3 protein-coding genes are annotated in these 3,105 nt (G+C 31.3%); 2 read left to right on the top strand and 1 reads right to left on the bottom strand.

Translation table 11 applies throughout. The annotated features are described in order from the left end of the window. Positions 1-20: 20 nt before the first annotated feature. Positions 21-710 (bottom strand): hypothetical protein, encoded by a 690-nt coding sequence (locus GH664_RS22100; protein WP_153170256.1) that lies wholly within the window; start codon positions 708-710, stop codon positions 21-23. Positions 711-1,865: 1,155 nt separating this feature from the next. Here GH664_RS22100 and GH664_RS22095 point away from each other — a divergent pair. Both GH664_RS22095 and GH664_RS22090 read left to right on the top strand, forming a co-directional pair. After that, positions 1,866-2,219: a hypothetical protein gene (locus GH664_RS22095; RefSeq protein WP_153163780.1), complete on the top strand. Its 354-nt coding sequence runs from the start codon at positions 1,866-1,868 to the stop codon at positions 2,217-2,219. Between the two features lie 324 nt (positions 2,220-2,543). After that, positions 2,544-2,966 carry a hypothetical protein gene (locus GH664_RS22090; RefSeq protein WP_153163851.1) on the top strand — a complete coding sequence of 141 codons (423 nt, stop codon included), beginning with the start codon at positions 2,544-2,546 and terminating at the stop codon, positions 2,964-2,966. Positions 2,967-3,105: the final 139 nt, after the last annotated feature.

The raw sequence follows: 3,105 nt of genomic DNA, 5'->3' as shown, positions 1-3,105 counted from the left end.
GCAAGAGCTATATATTAGGTTTACTCGTCATCTTCTTCGTCGTCAGTTTGTTGATTTTTTTCAGGCTCTGAAACAGGATTACCAACGCTTTCATTTGCTTCTGGTTTATTGACACGTTTCTCATACCAATATGAACCGTTAGCAATGTTTGCATTTGCGTTCCTTGTAATTACTTCAATATAAGTTCCTCCGTTGAGGTCATTATCCCATTCGTTTGAATCCTTATAATCAGTAATTTCGCCCGTCTTTTCGTCAACAATCATCTCAAGACGTGAATAACCAACAGCGTTAAGTTGTGTTAATTCTTTTTGTTCACCGTTTGCGTCAGCATAGTAAATTTTACTTACACCTAAAACCTCACTAACCGGCAGGGTCTTATACACCAATGGCAAAGAAAATTCACAATCGGATAACTTAACGACTTCTCCCTTCTTTGTTGTAAAGGTTTTTGAATCGCTTTCCATACACTTAATAAATCTGTCAAGATTTTTCTTGTACGCTTTTGCGGTTTCGTCCTCAGTAGGAAACAAACACTTAACAAGATTAATGTTGCGTATTGCAGCCGCTTGCGGATTCAATACTTTCACACCTCCAATAGTAATGAATGTAGGCGCGTCCTTAGCTCCTTGTGAATAGCTAAATGTACACACGTAGAACTCATCGCCATTAGTGCGAGTTCTTTTTTCTGCTGAAATCAATTTGCTTAACATGATTTTTTTCTCCTTTCTTGATTACTTGTTACTTGTGTGGAATAGCCCAACAGATACAAGCCCGTAGGGGTGTTCCACTCCGATACAAGGTAGAGGGGTGTGAATTTTTGCTGGTTCCCACACACAGATTTCTTCACCAAAAAAATTTTTTTATATATTTTTATTTTAAATAATGTTAAAAAATAGCTATTAAACTTAAATAAATATTCATAATAAATGTTAATAATAATAACCAATATAGTTAAATATACGTTACTGTATACAGTAGATACAGTTAAATACAGTATGAATACAGAAGACATATTAGAAGAATTAACTAAAGTAGATGATGTAAGCCCCATTACTTTAGAATTACTATTAACTTATTATTAACAATATGTACTCAAATGATGATATAAACTTTATTGCAAATGAAGTATATAAACTAAGTTCTTCTACTTAGTAGAATCTAATGAGATTGTATGGATTTATAATAACAGAAGCATGAATTACTATTTCATAAGACAAAGAGATTAGCAGTATTCTAATTGTCTTTACTTAAGTAAGATAAGTAAGAACTATAAATTAAATGATAATTATAGATCCTTTACTTTACCAGGACAAATAGAATATACTTTTTCTGAAGATTTATATAAACAGTTTAAGAAAGAAATAAATACAGTTAAATGACAGAATTTACTGCACTATGTTTAGTAGGTATGTTAGGATGTCTAGCTTATATCATACTAAATAAATTAACAAAGTAATGTGCCCTAAGTACACGGGATCGTAGTACATTCCACGCTTAAAGAAGTTACCATAAGGTAGAAGCGCACCAGGGAATCCTAATCGTAAGTAGGCTCAGTTTAGCTACCTTTCTGACGGTCGTTGAATAAAAAAGGTAGCCCCTAAAACGGTATTACTATGGAAAAGAACGAACAAAAAAAAGCAGATAGAATTGAGTATGTTTTCAGGAATAAAACTTATATAGCTACTCCTGAACTTAGTAAAGGTTGTTGTGTGGGTTGTGCGTTTGTTAATAATATGAATTGCGCTAACTTTAAAGATAGAATGGATATATGTCATAAAGGATATATATTTAAGCGCAAATTTAATCATATAGATGAGTAACCTTACTTTACTTACTGCGTTAATAGATATTATAAAGTAAATATTATGGAAGATAAAGTACTAGAAACAGTGGTAAACGGATTGGAATATAGTTTTGAAAAAGATATATTGGTAAAACCTTTAGCTCCTATCATGGTTACTAAAGAATATACAGAGCAAATTCCTACTGGTGAAAAGGATGAAGAAGGTTTTAATAAGTATGAAGTAAAAACTCATACTAAAGAAGTTGAATCAGATTTTGCAAAAGGTATTGTTCTATCTATTCCAATCGGTACTGATAGTACCATTAAGGTTGGTGATACTATAGTATACCCTAAGAAATTTGCTAAAGACTTTGATCTATTTAAAGACTCACAATTAGTTAAGCCATACGACGTTGTAGCCAAAGTCGTTAAATAAGCTATCATTCACGAATTGAATGTTTTTAGAGTATTAAATCGCTGCCCTGCCATCAAAGCAGGGCATTCTTTTTACTATTACTTTACTAAACATTAATAAATGTTAAATATTTTAAACACTTATTATATTAATACGTTTTAAGGGCATTATGGGAACAATAATAATAGTACTTGTGAGTATTATTGGTTTTGGTGCTCTTACTTATCGTCAAGGAAAGAAAGAAGGTTATGACCAAGGTAGAATTGATGGTTACGAAGAGTGTAAACAAAACTTTAATAAGATACAAGAATTTAAACAAAAGATATTAAATAAAAAGTTAGACATATGGAAGGATACAAAGTAATTAAGGATTTTAGCTTCGCTGAAAAAGGTGATGTGTTTACTAAAGTTGAAGATTTAAACTTGTGGGAACTTCAGAAATCTGAAGTAGTATCAGATACAGAAACTTATACTTCAATGGCATTTGATTCTTCTACTATGGAAGAATTAGCCAATAAAGATTATGTAATTTGGTACAGTGAAGAAGCACAAGAAGGTGTGGATGAATGTGAATGCTGTTGCAATAAGTTAGAGAAAGTAAAAGAATACGTTAATACTTTGATTGATACATATACCAAAGATTATAACGAATTGATGAAGGATTATAATGAAGGCAATGTTCAACAGTGTGTTAAAGTAGAAGCAGAAACTGTATACCATAATTTAAATAAAGTTCTTAATAGTATTAAAGATTTGTTAGATGAATAAATTAGTAAAGACTGTTAATAAAGGCAATCTTTACTATGAATACCTTAACGCTTTAAATGGTATACTACAACTTACAAACAGGGAATTGGAGTTACTTACTAAGTTCGTTGAATTAGATGTGAACTTTACTCCAATACCT

It is taken from the genome of Thauera sp. 2A1 (assembly GCF_009469595.2).
Lineage (GTDB): Bacteria > Pseudomonadota > Gammaproteobacteria > Burkholderiales > Rhodocyclaceae > Thauera.
The sequence above is the reverse complement of the archived record's forward strand: the minus strand, read 5'-3'. Positions and strand labels throughout refer to the sequence as shown.

Bases quoted from the DNA above. Each gene is read 5' to 3' on its own strand.
- GH664_RS22090 (WP_153163851.1), top strand. From the start codon at position 2,544: ATGGAAGGATACAAAGTAATTAAGGATTTTAGCTTCGCTGAAAAAGGT.
- GH664_RS22095 (WP_153163780.1), top strand. From the start codon at position 1,866: ATGGAAGATAAAGTACTAGAAACAGTGGTAAACGGATTGGAATATAGT.
- GH664_RS22100 (WP_153170256.1), bottom strand. From the start codon at position 710: ATGTTAAGCAAATTGATTTCAGCAGAAAAAAGAACTCGCACTAATGGC.